The following is a 17,347-nucleotide window of genomic DNA, read 5'->3' on the forward strand; positions in this document are numbered from 1 at the left end:
GATGGCGCATTGCGCCGGCGAATAAGGTGTTAAGCCCCTGCCATGAAACCATCGCTAGTCCTGAGAATGGGCCAGCAGCTGACGATGACACCGCAGCTGCAACAGGCCATCCGCCTGCTCCAATTGTCGACCCTGGACCTGCAACAGGAAATCCAGGAGGCCCTGGAGTCCAATCCGATGCTCGAACGCCAGGAGGAAGGCGACGACTTCGATAATGCAGACCCGCTGGCCGATAATATCGAGCAAAAACCCAATCCCGACGTGCAGGAACCCTCCTACCAGGAAACCGCCCCTACGGTGGATAACCTTGAGGAAGGCGAATGGAACGAACGCATTCCCAACGAGCTTCCGGTCGACACGGCCTGGGAAGACGTCTACCAGACCAGCGCCAGCAGCCTGCCCAGCAATGACGATGATGAGTGGGACTTCACCACCCGCACCTCCGTTGGCGAGAGCCTGCAGAGCCACCTGCTGTGGCAACTGAACCTTGCGCCGATGTCGGACACCGATCGCTTGATCGCCGTGACCCTGATCGACTGCATCAACAATCAGGGTTACCTGGACGAGACGCTCGAAGAAATTCTTGAAGCCTTCGATCCGGAGCTGGATATCGAGCTGGACGAGATCGAAGCCGTCCTGCACCGCATCCAACAGTTCGAGCCCGCCGGCATCGGCGCACGCACCCTCAGCGAATGCCTGTTGCTGCAATTGCGCCAGTTACCGGCCAAGACCCCCTGGCTCGCCGAAGCCCAGCGCCTGGTGACCGATTACATCGACCTGCTGGGCAGCCGCGACTACAGCCAGTTGATGCGCCGCATGAAGCTCAAGGAAGACGACCTGCGCCAGGTCATCGAGCTGGTACAGAGCCTCAACCCGCGTCCTGGCTCACAAATCGAATCGAGCGAAGCCGAATACGTGGTTCCCGATGTGATCGTGCGCAAGGACAACGAGCGCTGGCTGGTAGAGCTGAACCAGGAATCGGTGCCGCGCCTGCGGGTGAACCCGCAATACGCCGGCTTCGTACGTCGCGCCGATACCAGTGCCGACAACACCTTCATGCGCAACCAGTTGCAGGAAGCGCGCTGGTTCATCAAGAGCCTGCAAAGCCGAAACGAAACCCTGATGAAAGTCGCCACCCAGATCGTCGAGCATCAGCGCGGCTTCCTGGAGTACGGCGACGAAGCGATGAAACCGCTGGTGCTGCATGACATCGCCGAAGCGGTCGGCATGCATGAATCAACGATTTCCCGGGTGACCACGCAAAAATTCATGCATACCCCTCGGGGTATTTATGAACTGAAATACTTTTTCTCCAGCCACGTCAGCACCTCCGAAGGCGGTGAATGCTCGTCCACGGCGATCCGCGCGATCATCAAAAAACTGGTTGCTGCTGAAAATCAGAAAAAGCCATTGAGTGACAGTAAGATCGCTGGTTTACTGGAGGCACAAGGCATTCAGGTCGCCCGTCGAACCGTCGCCAAGTACCGCGAATCCCTCGGGATCGCGCCTTCCAGCGAGCGTAAGCGTTTGATGTGACGGACGGGCCACAGCGTTCCGGGATGCGTTTTAAAACTCGCCGAGCGGCGATCAGCCTGTTTTTAACGCAGCGTGATCGACGCGCAGGCAGTTTTAAAATGCAGACCAGTGGCGGGTATTCCTACCCGTCGCGTTATGCACTGGCAACGAAGGAGAAGCTGTATGCAAGTCAACATCAGTGGACACCAACTGGAAGTTACCAAGCCCCTGCGTGAGTACACCGAAAGCAAGTTGAACAAGCTTGCGGGGCATTTTGACAAGATCACCAACGTGCAGGTCATCATGGAGGTCGACAAGCTCAAGCAGAAAATCGAGGCCACCCTGCATGTTCCGAATGCCAAGCTCGTCGCCAATGCGGAACATGAAGACATGTACGCGGCGATCGACTCGCTCTACGACAAGCTGGACCGCCAACTCATAAAGCATAAGGAAAAGAATCTGCACCTGATGCAAGGTACAGGTCGTTAACTCTCCCCCCATGATCCGACTTGAAACCATCCTGACCCCCGGCCGTTCCCTCGTGAACGTGCCGGGCGGCAGTAAAAAACGCGCCCTCGAACAAATTGCCAACCTGATCGGCCGTGAAGTGCCCGAACTGGATACGCAAGCTGTGTATGAGGCACTGATTGCCCGTGAAAAACTTGGCTCGACCGGTTTTGGCAACGGCATCGCCATTCCCCACTGCCGCCTCAAAGGCTGCGAGACTCCTGTCAGCGCCCTGCTGCACCTGGACGCCCCTATCGATTTCGACGCCATCGACGGTGCCCCGGTCGACCTGCTGTTCGTTCTGCTGGTCCCGGAAGCTGCCACCGATGCGCACCTGGAACTGCTCCGGCAGATCGCCAGCATGCTCGACCGCAAGGACGTACGCGACAAACTGCGCAGCGCCAGCAGCAATGAGGCGCTGTACCAGGTTGTCCTGGATGAACAGAACGGGCAGTAACCATGCGCTTGATCATCGTCAGCGGCCGCTCCGGCTCGGGTAAAAGTACCGCCCTCAATGTTCTTGAGGACAACGGTTTCTATTGCATCGACAACCTGCCCGCCGGCCTGCTGCCGGAATTGGCAGAACGCGCGTTGATCCACACCGAACTGGCTCAACCCCTGGTCGCCGTTTCGATTGATGCCCGCAACCTGCCCAGCCACCTGGAGCGATTCCCGCAATTGCTCGAGGAAGTGCGGGCCAAGCACATTCATTGCGATGTGCTGTACCTGGATGCCGACGAAGAGACACTGCTCAAGCGGTTCTCCGAAACCCGCCGGCGTCACCCCCTCAGCAGCCCTCATCGCTCGCTGGCAGAAGCCATCGAAGATGAAACCAAGCTGCTGGGACCGATCATTGACCTCGCCGACCTCAAGATCAACACGACCAGCCTTAACCTGTACCAGCTGCGCGATGCCATCAAGCTGCGCCTGCTGAACCAACCGGAGCCAGGCACGGCGTTTCTGGTGGAGTCGTTTGGTTTCAAGCGCGGCATGCCGGTCGACGCCGACTTGGTATTCGATGTGCGATGCCTGCCCAACCCTTATTGGAAGCCGGAACTGCGTGATCAGTCCGGACTGGATCAGCCCGTCGCCGATTACCTGGCTGCACAACCGGATGTGGAGGAGATGTTCCAGGACATTTCCAGCTACTTGCTCAAATGGTTACCCCGATTTGCTGCCAGCAATCGGGCCTATGTCACCATTGCCATCGGCTGCACCGGCGGTCACCACCGCTCCGTCTATCTGACCGAGCGCCTGGGCCAGGTGCTGCAAAAAACCCTCAAGAACGTCCAGGTCCGCCACCGCGACCTCAGCTGAAAGGAACACCTGCGCGATGCCCGCTCTGGAAATTGAAATCATCAACAAGCTGGGCTTGCACGCCCGGGCGTCAGCCAAGTTCGTCGGCGTTGCCGGACAGTTTCCTTGCCAGATCCGCGCCGGACGCACGCCAGAGTCCATGGTCGATGGCAAAAGCATCATGGCCATGATGATGCTGGCCGCCGGCAAAGGCACCAAGATTCACTTGAAGACAGAAGGTGAGCAAGAGCAGGAAGCGATGGACGCCCTGGTGGCGCTGATCAATAACTACTTCGATGAGGGTGAGTAAACTCACCCTTTGAAGCGGGATGAAGTCGCAACGACCTCACCCCAGCGCCGTGTCCATCACCATCATCAAACAAAAACCGATGCATAAACCCAGGCTGGCGAGCTTTTCGTGACCATTGCGGCGCGACTCGGGGATCACCTCGTGAGTGACGACCAGCAGCATCGCACCAGCGGCCAGGGCCAGGCCCAACGGTAATAGCACTTCTGCCAGGCTTACCAGCCAGGCACAGAGCACAGCAAACACGGGCTCCACCAGACCTGACGCCGCGCCGATCAGGAACGCCTTGACCCGCGACATGCCTGCCCCGGCCAAGACCAACGCAATCACCAGGCCTTCGGGCACGTCTTGCAGGGCAATCCCCATGGCAAGGCTGTCGGCATCCGGCATACCGCCGCCAGCGGATACACCGACCGCCATGCCTTCGGGAATGTTGTGGGCGATGATGGCAAACACAAACAGCCAGATACGCGGCGGGATCACCGGTTTATCCGGCGTGCCGACCAGCATTTCCGGACTGGCACCGGAGACCTTGCGGTCAACCAGATACAGCCCGAACGCTCCCAGCATGATGCCGAAGCTGAACAAGCCGCTGGCGCTCCAGGGCGAAAGCCCCAAGCCTTCTGCCGCGGCAATGCCCGGCACGATCAGCGAAAACGCCGTCGCCGCCAACATGACCCCCGCACCAAAGCCCAGCAATGTATCGCTCAACGCCACCGGCATATGGCGAATCACCAGCACCGGGACCGCACCGAGCGCAGTGCCGAGCGCGCAAATGGAGCCGCCCTGCAGGGCGCGTAGAATCCGCGGTTCCAGGTCCAGCCAGGCCAGCCCGTGGGCCACCAGCAATGCAGTACCTGCCAGTAGCAGCAGCGAGCCAAACGCATAACGAAACATTCGCCCGCTGCTGATCGCCAGTGTTTCAGTGCCCATAGTCGGCCTTAGGTCTTGTTATGAAGGTGGATGTCAGGCCACGGCGGCCTGGTAGCGGTCTGCAACTTCTGGCCAGTTGATAACACTGTAGAAGGCGTTGATGTATTCCGGGCGGCGGTTCTGGTACAGCAGGTAATAGGCGTGTTCCCACACGTCCAGGCCGAGGATCGGCGTGTTGCCGTTCATGAGTGGGCTGTCCTGGTTGCCGCTGCTCTCCACCACCAGGGTCTTTTGCGGGGTGACACTCAGCCACGCCCAACCGCTGCCGAAACGCGTCAACGCCGCTTTGGTGAAGGCCTCCTTGAAGCTATCAAAACCGCCAAGCTGTTCATCAATGGCTTTGCTCAATGCACCTTCGGGTTTGCCACCACCTTTGGGCGACATCACCGCCCAGAACAACGAGTGGTTGGCATGGCCGCCGCCCTGGTTGATCACGGCGGCACGCAGTTTTTCCGGCAGTTGCTGCACGCTGGACACCAGCTTCTCGACCGGCCAGCCAGCGAATTCAGTGCCCTCTACCGCAGCGTTGAGGTTGTTGATGTAAGTCTGGTGATGCTTGCTGTAGTGGATCTCCATGGTTTGCGCATCAATATGCGGCTCCAAGGCGTCGTACGCGTAAGGCAAGGCAGGCAAGGTGTAAGTCATATCAATGTGCTCCGTATTGAGGAGTGGTCGGCTGTGCCGCAGTGCCGCCCAGCAAGCGATGAGTACGCGGGTACTCGCCGTGATCGCTGATGAAATTCAACAGCTCGACGTAGGTTTTGCTGCTCTGGCGCAGGGCCGCTTCCCGCAACTGCGGGCTGAGTCGCGGGTCCTGCATGGTCTGCAGCAGGCGCTGGTGGATAGCGCAGAGGTATTCCGCGCTCTCCTCCGGCTGGTTCAGGCGCAGGTGCAGGTCCGCCAGGTTGTGATGGGAAATGACGCACGCCGCCACTGCTTCGTCGGCATCCGCCCAGCGTTCGAACAACACTTGGGCCAGGGCCAGGGCTTGCAAATAGGCCTCGCGAGCGTCGACCAGCTCGCCTGCCATAAAGCAGCGATTGGCCCGTTCGATCGTGCGTTTCCAGTGCTCCATGGTGAGCCTCCAAAGCAGGGTCGGTGATTACACGCCGCCGGCCGTGAGCTTTTCCGGGTCCAGCAGGATCTCCAGTTGGCTACGCGGCAAGTCGGTGTGCTCGAGAGCGACGTCAATCACCGGACGGCCTTGCTGATAGGCCTTCTTGGCGATTTCAGCAGCTTTTTGATAACCGATGATCGGGTTGAGTGCGGTGACCAGGATCGGGTTGCGCGACAGCGCTTCTTTTAGCTTCGCTTCATTGACCTTGAAACTGGCGATGGCCTTGTCCGCCAGCAGGTGGCTGGCGTTGGCCAGCAGCTCAAGACTGCTCAACAGGTTCTGCGCGATGATCGGCAGCATCACGTTCAGCTCGAAATTGCCCGACTGACCGGCGACGGTGATCACCGTGTCATTCCCGATGACTTGCGCGGCGACCATGGCAGTCGCTTCAGGAATCACCGGATTGACCTTGCCAGGCATGATCGAAGAGCCAGGCTGCAGGCCTTCCAACTCAATTTCACCCAAGCCGGCGAGCGGACCGGAGTTCATCCAGCGCAGGTCGTTGGCGATTTTCATCAGCGACACGGCGGTGGCCTTCAATTGGCCGGACACGGCGACGGCAGTGTCCTGGGAGCCAATCAAGGCGAACAGGTTTTTGCCGGGGGTGAATTTCACGCCGGTCAGGCTGCTCAGTTGCTGGCTGAAACGCGCAGCAAATTCAGGGTGGGCGTTGATCCCGGTACCGACCGCCGTGCCGCCCTGGGCAAGCGCCTGAAGACTCGGCAGAAGGTCCTGCAGATGACCGATATTGGCCTTGAGCTGCTGCGCCCAACCGTTGAGCACTTGGCTCATGCGCACCGGCATGGCGTCCATCAGGTGCGTGCGGCCGGTCTTGATGAACGGGTGAACCTCTTCAGCCTTCCGCTCGATCACCTGCACCAGGTGCAGCAGGGCCGGCAGCGTTTGCTCGTGCAAGACCAACGCGGCGCTGACGTGGATGGTGGTTGGAATGATGTCGTTGCTGCTTTGGCCGCAGTTCACGTGGTCGTTCGGGTTGACCGACTCGCCCAGCACACGGCTGGCGAGGGTCGCAATCACTTCGTTGGCGTTCATATTGGAGCTGGTGCCGGAGCCGGTCTGGAAGATATCCACCGGGAAGTGCTGCATGAAGTCGCCTTCCAGCAAGCCCTGGGCGGCATCGACAATGGCCTTGCCCTGCCCTTCGCTGATTTGCTTGAGATCGACGTTGACCTTGGCAGCAGCGGCTTTGGCCAGGATCAGGGCGCGGATGAATTGCGCCGGCATGCGTTGGTTGCTGATCGGAAAGTTGTTCACCGCGCGTTGGGTTTGCGCACCATACAGGGCCTCGGCAGGCACTTGCAGTTCGCCCATGCTGTCGCGTTCGATACGGGTGTTACTCATCGTTAGATCCTTGCACCAGGTCAGAAACAGAAATAGACGGCAGCAATTCGCAGGTCGCCAATTGCCAGGCAAAGGTCTGCCAGCGCTTGAGGCGGCAGGCACAGTGGGAGAGTTTTTCCAGGTCACGTAGGGGGCGCCAGGCCTGGTCCAGGCACACGGAGCGCCAGTGCCAGGGCAGTGCAATATCGCTGGCGGTGTCGAGCAACAGGCGAAATGAGGTTTCAGCGATCGTCCACGGATGGGTCGCGGTGCAGCACGCCAGGTATCGACCCTCATTGAGGTAATGTTCGATCAGGCGCGGCTCGTTGGGATCGAGGCCGCAGCGAATCTGGCGACTCATCCAGCGCCAGCTTTCAAGGTAAGGATCCTCATGCAGGACAGAACTCATGATCCACACTCATTCGGTAATGATATTTATTATTAAATGATATTGAGAATCAAAACAAGAGTGACACGTTAATCCCACTGACACGCGGCCACAAAAAAAGGCGCGCCATCTTGAAGATGGCACGCCTTTTTTGTTGAAGCGTGTTGGAAGGATCAGCTACCGGCGACGGTCATCCGCTCGATCAACACCGAACCCGTACGGATATTGCTGCGCAATTCCAGGTCGTTTCCGACGGCAACGATCTGCTTGAACATATCGCGCATGTTGCCGGCAATTGTCACTTCCTGGACGGCAAACTGAATCTCGCCGTTTTCCACCCAGAAACCCGCCGCGCCACGGGAATAATCGCCCGTGACCATGTTCAGCCCGTGCCCCATCAACTCAGTCACCAGCAGGCCACGCCCCATCCGCCGCAACAGCGCCGCCTGGTCTTCATCGCCATGGGTGACGAACAGGTTATGCACCCCGCCGGAGTTGGCAGTGCTTGGCAGGCCCAGTTTGCGCCCGGCATAAGTGCCCAGGACGTAGGAGACCAACTCGCCGCTTTCGACGAACGGCTTGGCATAAGTCGCCAAGCCATCGCCATCAAACGACGTGCTCCCCATAGCACGCATCAGGTGGGGACGTTCATCGATGGTCAGCCACTCGGGAAACAGTTTCTGGCCAATCGCCCCTTCCAGGAACGAGGACTTGCGGTACAGGTTGCCACCGGAGATCGCTCCCAGGAAACTGCCAAATAAGCCACCGGCCAGTTCCGCCGAAAACAGCACCGGCACTTCACAGGTCGGCACAGGGCGCGCGCCCAGGCGGCTCGCCGCACGCTGTGCAGCACGCTGGCCGATACTGACCGGGTCTGCCAGCAAATCACCCTGGCGGTTCACGTCATACCAGTAATCGCGCTGCATCTGGCCGTTGGCCTCGGCGATCATCACGCAGCTCAGGCTATGACGAGTCGACGCATAACCGCCGATAAAACCATGGCTGTTGCCATACACGCGACAGCCCTGATGGGTGCTCAACGTGGTGCCATCAGCGTTCTTGATGCGGGCATCGGCATCGAACGCCGCCGCTTCACACGTCAGCGCCTGCTCGATGGCCTGCTCGGGCGTGATGTCCCAGGCGTGGAACAGATCAAAATCCTTCAAGTCCTTGGCCATCAGTGCCTTGTCGGCCAAACCCGAGCTTTCATCCTCAGAGGTGTGCTTGGCAATCGCCAACGCCGCCGCGACGGTCTCGCGAATCGCTTCCGGGCCACTGGCCGAGGTACTGGCAGAACCTTTGCGCTGTCCGACATACAAAGTGATGCCAAAGCCTTGGTCGCGGTTGAACTCAACCGTCTCCACTTCCCGCTGACGAACCGATGTCGACAACCCCTGCTCCAGCGATACCGCCACTTCACAGGCACTGGCCCCCTGGCGCTTGGCCTCGGCAAGGATCTGCTCGACTTGTTCCTGCAGTGCCGGTAACGCTTGTGGACCGACGCTTTGGGCTGCACTCATGGTTTTCTCCACTCAAATTCTGCTTTCGGTTAAGGCCATCGAGCGACCGGGCCGGACAAGCGGCCCCCGACTGGTTATCATGGCGGCGTTTCTTTGCGGACTGCCACCATGGTTGATTCTTACGACGACTCCCTCGATGGGGAGAAAAGCAAAACCCAGGTCAAACGTGAGCTGCATGCTCTGGTTGACCTGGGCGAGCGCCTTACAACGCTCAAGAAAGACTTGATTGCAAAACTGCCACTGACCGACGAAATGCGCCGGGCTCTTGCGGACGCACCCAAGCACACCGCGAATATCGCGCGTAAACGGCACATCATGTTTATCGGCAAACTCATGCGCGATCAGGACACTGACGCCATTCTGGCTTTGCTTGATCAAACCGATGCCTCCACTCGCCAGTACAACGAACGCTTCCATAACCTGGAGCGTTGGCGTGACCGCCTGATCGCGGGCGATGACGGGGTGCTGGAGAAATTCGTGTTGGACTACCCGGACGCGGACCGCCAGCAACTGCGTTCCCTGATCCGTCAAGCCCAGCACGAGCAGGCGCATAACAAGGCGCCGGCCACCAGCCGTAAAATCTTCAAATACATCCGTGAGCTGGACGAGACTCAACGCGGTCTGCGTTGATGCCCTTCCCCGGGTGGCGGTCTTCGCCACCCGAAGCTCCACCGCTTACGACCCCGTGCCACCCACGGTGATCGCATCAATCTTCAGCGTTGGCTGGCCGACACCCACCGGCACCGACTGCCCATCTTTCCCGCACGTACCCACGCCGCTGTCCAGCGACAGGTCGTTACCCACCATCGACACCTTGCTCATGGCTTCCGGACCATTACCGATCAACGTTGCGCCCTTGACCGGCGCGGTAATCTTGCCGTCTTCGATCAGGTACGCCTCGCTGGTGGAAAACACGAACTTGCCGCTGGTGATATCCACCTGGCCGCCACCGAGGTTGGCGCAGTAGATGCCGCGTTTCACCGAGGCGATGATTTCCGCAGGATCGCTTTCGCCACCGAGCATGTAGGTGTTGGTCATGCGTGGCATCGGCAGGTGCGCGTAGGATTCACGGCGACCGTTACCGGTGCGTGCCACGCCCATCAGGCGGGCGTTGAGTTTGTCTTGCATGTAGCCCTTGAGCACACCGTTCTCGATCAAGGTGGTGCACTCGGTCGGCGTGCCCTCGTCATCGACGCTCAGCGAACCACGGCGCCCGGCCAGGGTGCCGTCATCCACGATCGTGCAGAGCTTGGACGCAACCATCTCGCCCATGCGCCCGCTGTAGGCCGAACTGCCCTTGCGGTTGAAGTCACCTTCCAGGCCATGGCCGACGGCCTCGTGCAGCAGCACGCCGGACCAGCCCGAACCCAGCACCACCGGCAAGGTACCGGCCGGCGCCGGAATGGCTTCCAGATTGACCAATGCTTGGCGCAACGCTTCACGGGCGTAGCCCATGGCACGGTCGTCGGTGAGGAAATAACGGTAGTCGGTACGCCCGCCGCCGCCATGCCCACCGCGTTCGCGGCGACCGTTCTGTTCGACGATCACACTGACATTGAAACGCACCAACGGCCGCACATCAGCCGCCAGGCCACCATCGGTGGACGCCACCAGGATTCGTTCCCACACACCCGCCATGCTGACGGTGACTTGCTGGATACGCGGGTCAAGGGCACGGGTGGCGGCGTCGATACGCTTGAGCAACTCGACCTTTTCCGCACGGCTGATCACTTCCAGGGGATTATCCGGCGCGTACAACTGCGCCACGTCCTGGGTGCTGAATGCCTGCACCGTGCCATTTTGCCCGGCACGGGAGATCGAACGCGCGGCACGCGCCGCCAGGCCCAAGGCTTCCAGGGTGATTGCGTTACTGTAGGCAAAACCGGTTTTTTCACCGGATTGCGCACGGACACCCACCCCTTGATCCAAGTTGAAGCTGCCTTCCTTGACGATCCCGTCTTCAAGGGCCCAGGACTCGGAGATCTGGCCCTGGAAATACAGGTCGGCCGCGTCGATGCCGGGCCCGGCGAGATCGCCCAGCACGGTTTGCAAACTTTCGATGGTCACGCCACCGGGTGCCAGGAGGTGTTCACTGACTGAGGACAACAACTCGCTCATAGGTAGGGCCTTAAATTCATCGTTCCGAAGCAGGTCGCTGTGCGCCCTGCGAGAAAAAGCGCCGATGGTTGACCACCGGCATGCGCGCCCTTATCGACGCCTGTTCACTGCTATCGCGTTCGGCCAGCAGCACCGCTTCGCCTTGATCCTGTTGTGCCAGCACGCGTCCCCAGGGGTCGACAATCGCTGCATGGCCATAGGTTTCCCGTGGCCCCGGATGCACACCACCTTGGGCGGCCGCCAGCAGGTAGCACTGGGTCTCGATGGCACGAGCGCGAATTAGCACATCCCAGTGCGCCGCGCCGGTCACTGCCGTAAACGCCGACGGCGCAGTAATCAATTCGGCCCCCGCCGCGCGCAATTCGCTGTACAGCTCGGGGAAGCGCAAGTCGTAACACACCGTCAGGCCCAAGCGACCGACGGGCGTATCCGCCACCACCACATTGCCCCCGAAAGCATAGTCGTCGGATTCGCGATAACGACCGCGAGCATCGGCGACATCCACATCGAACAGGTGCAGCTTGTCGTAACGGGCAACGATTTCGCCCTGATCGTCGACCAGCAGCGAGCAAGCGTTGGACTTGGCGTGCGGTTGATCCTTCGGCGGCAGCGGCAAAGTCCCCGCCACTATCCATAAGGTGAGGTCGCGGGCGGTCTGTTTCAACCATGGCAGGATCGGGCCTTCGCCCAACGCCTCGGCGCGACCGATATCCGCCACGTCGCGGCGGCCCATGGCAGCGAAGTTTTCCGGCAGCACCGCCAGCTTTGCACCGCCTGCCGCAGCCTGCTCCAGCAAACGACGGGCCTGGGCCAGGTTGGCCAGCACATCGCTCTGGCTGACCATTTGAATTACCGCAAAGGACATGGGCCGACTCTCCGTAAGGGGCGTACGGCCATGCTACTCCACAGGCTCTCAGTTTGGCTTTTCAAATGGCTTGTCGAAGGTGATTTTCGGGTCCTTCCATGGCCCTTCCACTTTGTATTGCACGCTGGCGAAGCGGGAAACCCGATCACCAATCAACTTGTCGATCAGGAACAACGCACCGCCAATCGCGGGCGCGCCAACGATCAACGCCGCGATCGGCAGGTTGTTGGTCACCGGCAGCGTTACCAGCAACTTGGCATCAACGCGGTCAGCCACCAGGTCCAGAGTGCCATTCAGTTCCAGATTAGTGGAAGGCCCGGTCATGGTGATCGGCTCACGGGTCACGAACACACCGTTACTGGCCGCCAACAAGCCTTTTACCCGGTCATAACTCAAGCCTTTGCCGAGCAAGTCCGAGAAGTCCAGGCGCAGCCGGCGCCCGATGGAGTTGAAGTTCAGCAGGCCGAATACCCGCAGGGCCTGGGCGCCGCCTTCCACTTCCACAAACTGGCCATTGCGGAATGCCGCATCCAGGCTGCCGGAGAAACGCTTGGGCCCCACATAGGCCGGCGAACCGGGCCAACGTCCGTCCACATCCAGGTGGAAGTCCTGGCTGGTGACGGTAGGCGCATAACCCCAGCCCTTGAGCACATCGCCAATGTTCTTGCCGTCCAAGCGGCCCTTGTACCAACTGCTGCTGTCACCCGCCGCACCTTCCCAACCACCGGCGCCCTTGAGCTGCATGCCCTTGAGGCCCAGGTCCAGGTTGTTGAAGGCCAGGCCCTTGGCCGTCGGGCGAATCTTCAGCGACCACGCACCTATCAGGTCCGGGCCTTGGAACAACTGGTCGATGGCGATATCCAGCGCGGGAATATCCTTGGGATCGATACTCGCCAAGGGGTCCGGCGCGTTTTCGTCCGCTTGCACCGTTGGGTCCACCGCCGGCAGCTTCACGTATTGCAGGTTGATCGCAATCGGCGCGCCTTTGGCGTCGGGCACGTTAACCGTGCCCTTGGCCTGCTGGCTGTCGAGTTGCAAACCCCACGCCGCAGGTTTGCGGTCCAGCTGCAAAGTGACCTGATCGAACTGGGTGCCAAGCCCAGTCAGCTTGCCTACCTTGAAGTCGGCGCCGCTCAGCAATTGCTTGGCGCTGCCGCCCGGATCGTTCCCGGCATAGCGCTCCACCAGTTTCTTCCAGGGATCGATATCGAGCTCCGACAACACACCGCGAATGCGCAATCCTTTGGCACCCGGTAGCACGGCGTCGCCATCACCAAGGAACAGCTCACCGCGACCGTCATTGAATTTGTCCGGCGGCGCAGCAAAGGTAAAGTTGGCCAACTCACCGTAATCGAACCAATAACGGCGCTCGGCCCCTTGTAACGTCATGCGGAACACACTGTCACGCCCTTGGCTGGCCGGCATGCCGAACGGCGCCGGCAAGTCCACTGCCACGCCCTTGAGGTTGGAGCTGACCATCAACTGGCTGTCGGCGCCGTCCAGAGTCAGTTGCAACTGGTACGGAATATCGCCGGACACCGGTAACGGCTGGGTAATTTTCAGCCAATCCGTCAGCCGCTTGACCGTCACCTGGCCCTTGGCAACCACGCGTGTGCTGATGTTGCCCGGTTTGCCGTCGGCAAAGATCTGCGCGGTGATTGGCCGGTCGAACGCCTGGGCTGTGATGTTCTGGCCACTGAGGCCCTTGGCGCTGTCGAAACGGAAGTCGCCCTTGAGCTGGGTCAGGTCCAAGGTGGGCTCAGCCAGTTGCAGGCGCGCCTTATCCGTTTTGAAGTCCACCACGATTTTCGGCTCTGCGCCCTTGGCCAGCGGAATGTCCAGGTCAAGGCTGCCTTGCAAGTCGCCCTCACCTTTCCAGCCGGCAAACGTCGATGCCGTGCCGATCGGCGCGTCCTGGAGGATTTTCAGACCATCGCCCAAGCCACCGGCAAACCCACCCGTGAGCAGCAGATGGCTGTCTTTGCCTTCAGGTGCGTGGGGAATATTGACGTAGATGTCCTTGACCTTGGTGTCGAGCAACTGGCCCTTGCTGGCCAGGATACGCACACCACTTTCCTCGACGAACACCTCGCCCTTGACCTTGCTGACATGAGGCCAGCCCGGCTGGAAGGCCAGTTCGGCATCATGCACCTTGAAGAACAGGCTGATATTGCGCGAGGCCGGCAGCGCATCGTGGTTCAACGAACCTTGATACTGGAAGAAGCCTTCATCCACTGCGCCCTTGAGGATCGCGGTGCGTAGCCACTCATCCAGCGCAGGACTCAACACCGCCGGCAGGTATTTGGGCGTGAAGCGCCCATCGCCATCGACCATGCCGACCCGCAGGTCCATGTAGTCTTCCTGGTTGTGATCAAAATGCAGGCGAATCAGGAAATCGGCGGCGATCTTGCCCTCTTCCCCCAGCACCTTGATATACGGCGCAATCAGGGTGAACCCCTCTTTGTCCAGTTTCCACGTCAGGCGCGCATTCGCCTGGATGTACTGCCAGGGCTTGGCAAAGATCGGATCGAGGTGCAGGGAAAAGTCCTTGCTGTCCATGCGCAACTCGCCATGGCCCAGGTCGCCGCTGATGCTGCCGGACACGTTACGCGCAGCCGGCGCGCCGAAGTAGGCATCAAAACCGATGCGCTCGAGGTTAGCGGCGAAGCTGACTTTTTGATCGGTAGTGTCTTGAGGCCGAAAATCCACCAGCACATTGCGTAGCAGGCCTGTGGCCTTGAGGTGCTGGATCGTCTTGGCAAAACCTTCCGGCAGCGGCGCCAGGGCGTTGAGCAGTGGTGTGATCGGCGTCAGGTCCAGGCGGTCAGCCTGGAGCTTCCAGACTTCCTGCTCCTTGTCGGTGGCCAGGCGCTGTTGCACTTGCAGGCGAGATTCCCAGCGGGTCTCCCCCAGGTTCATCGCCAGCGAGTCGAACAGCACCTTGAGGCCGGTGTCACTGCGTTGCAGGTAAGCGGTGAGCGCGAGATTTTCGATATGGACAGGCTTACGGTCGGCGTAGCTGCCCTTCACCTGCGGCGAGTTGAGACGCACCACCGCGCTCTGCACGGTGCCCTTGGCCCAGTTCAGCCAGAATTCGCCGCCGGCCTTGAATTGGGTGAGTTTCCACTGTTGGGTCAGCTTGGCCGGAATCCACTTGGCCCAATCGCTTTGCGGCAGGCTCAGGTAGGCCTGGACTTCACCCTCCTTCCACTGGCTGGCGCGAATACGGGTGCGCAGGTTGACGGCAAGGGGCTGGCCGTCGGGCAGGGTCAGGCGCGCGTCCAGGCGTTGGCGGGTGGCGCCGGTGTGCAGGCTCAGGCCGACATAGGTAAGGGTCACCGGTGCATGGTCAAACGGTTGCAACGTCACCTGGCTGTCGAGCAGGGACACGCGCTTGACCACTTGCATGCGCTTGAGCAACTGCTCCGGGTCCAGCGGCTGGTCGTCCTGCACCGGCAGGCCTTGCAGTGCCCAACGCCCGTCCTTATCTTCCTTGACGCTGAGTTGCAGGCCACTGACCTGCAGATGCGCAATGCGGACTTCGCGGGCCATCAGGCTGGCCCAGATATCCGGCACCACTTCGACCTGGTCCAGGCGCAAGGCACTGCTGCCCTCGCCCACCATCACATCATGGGCCAGCAATACCGGCGCGAAGCCGCTCCAGCGGCCTTCGAGGCTGCCGATGTGCAAAGGCATCTGTACCGCAGCCTGGGCCTTGGCCTCGACTTCGGCACGGTACTCGGCCACCAGCGGGGTCAACTCACGACCGAGGCTCACGTACACCGCCGCCAATACCAGCAGCAACGCGCAGAGGCCCAGGCCCCAACGGGTCAAAGCGGCAAAAAAGCGTATCAGACGCTCCATGTCAGGCGACCCTCAAGGCGGTAGTCGGACGGCAGATCAAGGTCTGCCGGTCTCTTGAAAAGTAAACGAATGAGGATCAGAGCAGCACCACGTCGTATTGTTCCTGTGAATACATGGTTTCAACCTGGAAACGAATGGTGCGCCCGATAAACCCCTCCAGTTCGGCCACGTTACCGGACTCTTCGTCCAGCAACCGGTCGACCACTTTCTGGTTGGCGAGCACTCTATAACCTTCGGCCTGGTAGGCACGTGCCTCTCGTAAGATTTCCCGGAAAATCTCGTAGCAAACCGTTTCCGGGGTCTTCAACTTACCGCGCCCCTGGCAACTGCTGCACGGCTCGCACAGCACTTGCTCGAGACTTTCGCGGGTGCGCTTGCGGGTCATCTGCACCAGGCCCAGCTCGGTGATGCCGATGATATTGGTCTTGGCGTGGTCGCGTTCCAGCTGCTTTTCGAGGGTACGCAACACTTGGCGCTGGTGCTCTTCGTCTTCCATGTCAATGAAGTCGATGATGATGATGCCGCCCAGGTTACGCAGGCGCAGCTGGCGGGCAATCGCGGTCGCCGCTTCGAGGTTGGTCTTGAAGATGGTCTCTTCAAGGTTGCGATGGCCGACAAACGCACCAGTGTTGACGTCAATGGTGGTCATGGCCTCCGCCGGGTCGACCACCAAGTAGCCGCCGGATTTGAGCGGCACTTTGCGCTCAAGGGCCTTCTGGATTTCGTCTTCGACGCCATACAGGTCGAAGATCGGTCGCTCGCCAGGGTAATGTTCCAGGCGGTCGGCAATTTCCGGCATCAGCTCGGCAACAAACTGCGTGGTGCGCTGAAAAGTTTCCCGCGAGTCGATGCGAATTTTCTCAATCTTGGGGCTGACCAAATCGCGCAGCGTGCGCAGGGCCAGGCCCAGGTCTTCATAAATAACGCTTGGCGCACTGATGGTCTTGATCTGGGCATCGATCTGGTCCCACAGGCGTCGCAGGTAGCGGATGTCCATCAGGATCTCATCGGCACCGGCACCTTCGGCGGCGGTACGCAGGATAAAACCGCCCGCCTCCTTGATGCCTTCGGCCGCCACGCAGTCGCTGACCACTTTCTTCAGGCGTTCGCGCTCGGCTTCGTCTTCGATTTTCAGGGAAATGCCGACATGGGCAGTGCGCGGCATATAAACCAGGTAACGCGACGGAATCGACAGCTGAGTGGTCAGGCGTGCACCCTTTGAGCCGATGGGGTCCTTGGTGACTTGTACCACCAGGCTTTGCCCTTCATGCACCAGGGCGCTGATGCTTTCTACCGCAGGGCCTTCGCGCAGGGAAATTTCCGAAGCATGGATAAACGCCGCGCGGTCCAGGCCGATGTCGACGAATGCCGCCTGCATGCCCGGCAATACGCGCACCACCTTGCCTTTGTAGATATTGCCGACAATTCCGCGCTTCTGGGTTCGCTCCACGTGCACTTCTTGCAGAACACCGTTCTCTACCACCGCCACGCGCGATTCCATCGGCGTGATATTGATCAGAATCTCTTCACTCATGGCTGGGTCTCGTTCAGGCGTTTTCACAATAGTGACCGATCG

16 protein-coding genes are annotated in these 17,347 nt (G+C 60.2%); 6 read left to right on the forward strand and 10 right to left on the reverse strand.

Going from position 1 to position 17,347, the window contains the following annotated elements:
- Positions 1–42: 42 nt before the first annotated feature.
- The 5 genes from AC3ZU9_RS24065 (at position 43) to AC3ZU9_RS24085 (ending at position 3,628) form a co-directional block, all read left to right on the forward strand.
- Positions 43–1,536, forward strand: coding sequence for an RNA polymerase factor sigma-54 (locus tag AC3ZU9_RS24065; RefSeq protein ID WP_012722240.1), 1,494 nt, complete (start codon positions 43–45; stop codon positions 1,534–1,536).
- 162 nt (positions 1,537–1,698) lie between these two features.
- A complete protein-coding gene (gene hpf, locus AC3ZU9_RS24070) occupies positions 1,699–2,004 on the forward strand; it encodes a ribosome hibernation-promoting factor, HPF/YfiA family (protein ID WP_003171804.1) in 306 nt (101 codons plus the stop codon).
- 10 nt (positions 2,005–2,014) lie between these two features.
- Entirely contained in the window at positions 2,015–2,479 is a 465-nt protein-coding gene (gene ptsN / locus AC3ZU9_RS24075; protein ID WP_012722239.1) for a PTS IIA-like nitrogen regulatory protein PtsN, read from the forward strand.
- Positions 2,480–2,481: 2 nt separating this feature from the next.
- The gene (gene rapZ / locus AC3ZU9_RS24080; protein WP_012722238.1) at positions 2,482–3,339 is read left to right on the forward strand and encodes an RNase adapter RapZ; all 858 of its coding nucleotides are present in this window, start codon (positions 2,482–2,484) and stop codon (positions 3,337–3,339) included.
- 16 nt (positions 3,340–3,355) lie between these two features.
- Positions 3,356–3,628 (forward strand): HPr family phosphocarrier protein, encoded by a 273-nt coding sequence (locus AC3ZU9_RS24085; RefSeq protein ID WP_012722237.1) that lies wholly within the window; start codon positions 3,356–3,358, stop codon positions 3,626–3,628.
- A gap of 36 nt (positions 3,629–3,664) precedes the next feature.
- Here the strand turns inward: AC3ZU9_RS24085 and AC3ZU9_RS24090 are convergent, their stop codons facing one another.
- The 6 genes from AC3ZU9_RS24090 to pmbA form a co-directional block, all read right to left on the reverse strand.
- Positions 3,665–4,558 (reverse strand): ZIP family metal transporter, encoded by an 894-nt coding sequence (locus AC3ZU9_RS24090; protein ID WP_490091444.1) that lies wholly within the window; start codon positions 4,556–4,558, stop codon positions 3,665–3,667.
- Between the two features lie 33 nt (positions 4,559–4,591).
- Positions 4,592–5,203 (reverse strand): superoxide dismutase, encoded by a 612-nt coding sequence (locus tag AC3ZU9_RS24095; protein WP_012722235.1) that lies wholly within the window; start codon positions 5,201–5,203, stop codon positions 4,592–4,594.
- 1 nt (position 5,204) lies between these two features.
- Positions 5,205–5,633, reverse strand: a complete 429-nt coding sequence (locus tag AC3ZU9_RS24100; protein ID WP_012722234.1) for a DUF2753 family protein — start codon at positions 5,631–5,633, stop codon at positions 5,205–5,207.
- A gap of 27 nt (positions 5,634–5,660) precedes the next feature.
- Positions 5,661–7,037, reverse strand: coding sequence for a class II fumarate hydratase (locus AC3ZU9_RS24105; protein WP_012722233.1), 1,377 nt, complete (start codon positions 7,035–7,037; stop codon positions 5,661–5,663).
- On the reverse strand, positions 7,030–7,425 hold the full coding sequence (locus AC3ZU9_RS24110; RefSeq protein WP_012722232.1) for a hypothetical protein: 396 nt from the start codon (positions 7,423–7,425) through the stop codon (positions 7,030–7,032). Before AC3ZU9_RS24110 ends, AC3ZU9_RS24105 begins: the two co-directional genes overlap by 8 nt.
- 152 nt (positions 7,426–7,577) lie before the next feature.
- Positions 7,578–8,924 carry a metalloprotease PmbA gene (pmbA, locus tag AC3ZU9_RS24115; protein WP_043204787.1) on the reverse strand — a complete coding sequence of 449 codons (1,347 nt, stop codon included), beginning with the start codon at positions 8,922–8,924 and terminating at the stop codon, positions 7,578–7,580.
- A 108-nt stretch (positions 8,925–9,032) separates the two neighbouring features.
- Here pmbA and yjgA point away from each other — a divergent pair, with 108 nt between their 5' ends.
- Positions 9,033–9,554: a ribosome biogenesis factor YjgA gene (gene yjgA, locus AC3ZU9_RS24120; RefSeq protein ID WP_043204785.1), complete on the forward strand. Its 522-nt coding sequence runs from the start codon at positions 9,033–9,035 to the stop codon at positions 9,552–9,554.
- Positions 9,555–9,599: 45 nt separating this feature from the next.
- Here the strand turns inward: yjgA and tldD are convergent, their stop codons facing one another.
- From tldD to rng, 4 genes are all read right to left on the reverse strand, one after another.
- A complete protein-coding gene (tldD, locus tag AC3ZU9_RS24125) occupies positions 9,600–11,042 on the reverse strand; it encodes a metalloprotease TldD (protein ID WP_012722229.1) in 1,443 nt (480 codons plus the stop codon).
- A gap of 16 nt (positions 11,043–11,058) precedes the next feature.
- Positions 11,059–11,907: a carbon-nitrogen hydrolase family protein gene (locus tag AC3ZU9_RS24130; RefSeq protein WP_012722228.1), complete on the reverse strand. Its 849-nt coding sequence runs from the start codon at positions 11,905–11,907 to the stop codon at positions 11,059–11,061.
- Positions 11,908–11,955: 48 nt separating this feature from the next.
- Positions 11,956–15,771 carry a YhdP family protein gene (locus AC3ZU9_RS24135; protein WP_122810018.1) on the reverse strand — a complete coding sequence of 1,272 codons (3,816 nt, stop codon included), beginning with the start codon at positions 15,769–15,771 and terminating at the stop codon, positions 11,956–11,958.
- Positions 15,772–15,847: 76 nt separating this feature from the next.
- Positions 15,848–17,305 carry a ribonuclease G gene (gene rng, locus AC3ZU9_RS24140; RefSeq protein ID WP_012722226.1) on the reverse strand — a complete coding sequence of 486 codons (1,458 nt, stop codon included), beginning with the start codon at positions 17,303–17,305 and terminating at the stop codon, positions 15,848–15,850.
- Between the last annotated feature and the right edge of the window lie 42 nt (positions 17,306–17,347).

It is taken from the genome of Pseudomonas sp. A39, from assembly GCF_058145955.1.